This is a genomic window from Methanoregula sp. (assembly GCF_002835825.1).
In the GTDB taxonomy this organism is placed as follows: domain Archaea; phylum Halobacteriota; class Methanomicrobia; order Methanomicrobiales; family Methanospirillaceae; genus Methanoregula.
Genome location: NZ_PIZH01000501.1, coordinates 1 through 1,506 on the forward strand (window position 1 = coordinate 1; position 1,506 = coordinate 1,506).

At 57.8% G+C, this 1,506-nt stretch carries 1 protein-coding gene; it reads right to left on the bottom strand.

Annotated features, from left to right (window positions below):
* Nucleotides 1-748: 748 nt before the first annotated feature.
* Complete coding sequence (locus CW742_RS12700) at nucleotides 749-1,336, bottom strand: hypothetical protein (RefSeq protein WP_292420924.1); 588 nt, start codon at nucleotides 1,334-1,336, stop codon at nucleotides 749-751.
* Nucleotides 1,337-1,506: the final 170 nt, after the last annotated feature.

Here is a 1,506-nt window from a genome sequence, read left to right on the forward strand (position 1 = left end):
GCGAAAAACCAGTGCGGAAAGTGCCTCTTCAACTGCAAGTACGATCCCAATCCTGTTGAATGCAGGAGCCACTGCGATCTGGTTTGTTAGTCCCGGGCATGCCGTTGCCCTGCAGGAGCACAGCCACGAACTCTGGCCCGGAACCGGCCGGGCAGGCAGCGGTAATTCCCCGGAAGATCCAGGTACCAGCAACCCAATGGTATCACTGGTTTTTTTGGTGTTTGGGAAACGATCATTGGAAACGGACACGGACGGGCGTTCACGCCCAAACGATGAAGACCTCTGGAGAACGGAGTATCGGGAAGGGCTCGCCCATCGCACCCTCTTTGTGATCATGAGGGCCGGATTACCGTAGAAACGGGCATGAACCGATCTGGTTCAGACCTGAACAATGAATATTATCGGGAATTTGAACATAACCGGCCCCGCCCGCATCCTTGCGCTCCTGAGCGGGGTGGCAAGGTCTCCGATGCCCGCGCTATTGGCCGGGCTGCGGGTGCCATAATGCCCTGCACGGTCTTCAAGCTGGATCCTCACCCAGATGAGCCCGGTTGGGGCATTTTTTTAGGGAAAAACCGTATTGAGACCGCCACGGGGGCGCACCTCATCGGGGGTGACGGCAGGCATGGAAATGAACATGCAAAAGTTCTGGAAATGGCTGCCGATGACAATTTCATGAGGAAATCCGGAGGGGGAGATCCACCCAACCCGGGGTGTAAAAAAAAACCGGAATGAAAACCGCAACCGCTCACGCATCCGGCCCTGCAAGATATCGCTTCACCGGCTGGTCCGCAACCATAAAAACAACCTGGACCACGACGGCATTCACGATCGCCGCGATGACGACCCGCATCAGGAAGGCTTCCAGAAACCCCGGCTGGGTGGCAGGGATGTGCGGGGGAAGAAGGAGGAGCAGCGCAAGGTACGTCAGGCCGCTTGCGATGGTTGCAAGGAACGCTGCGGCAAACGGTGCAGCTGCCCGTACCCGTGCTGCAAGACACGGGAACGCGATGAAGCAGACAATGATCCCGGCCGGTTCGCTTGCAAGGTTTGCAAAGGCCATGCAGAGAGCCGGCCACGAGGCATGCCCGCTGATGAGCGTGACGATATGAACATAATTCGAGAGGATGGTGAGGATCCCGGCAAGGATCCCGATTGCGGCGATCTCCGCCATGCGCAGGGGCACCACCAGCATCGCGACAAGACAGTAGGCGGCGATGACAAACTCGATGCTCACCGGAATAGCATATGCCATCGCGACAACCGGGTACCCGATGTTCAGGAGCGTGCCGGCGAGAAGGAACGCAACAACCAGGAATACCTCTTTTGCATTCATGCCTGCTTTTTATCCTGCATGTTCTTCTGTCATCCCTGCGGATAAACAATCCGGTCCGGTTGTTGCGGCGTCAGGCAGATTATTGAAGCGGGCCAGCCTGTCACGAGTGACGTCCGGACCCTCGCGATCACCCGGAAGGGTGACCCCCCGCACGTCATCCCGGTGAGATC

Bases quoted from the DNA above. Each gene is read 5' to 3' on its own strand.
- CW742_RS12700 (WP_292420924.1), bottom strand. From the start codon at position 1,336: ATGAATGCAAAAGAGGTATTCCTGGTTGTTGCGTTCCTTCTCGCCGGC.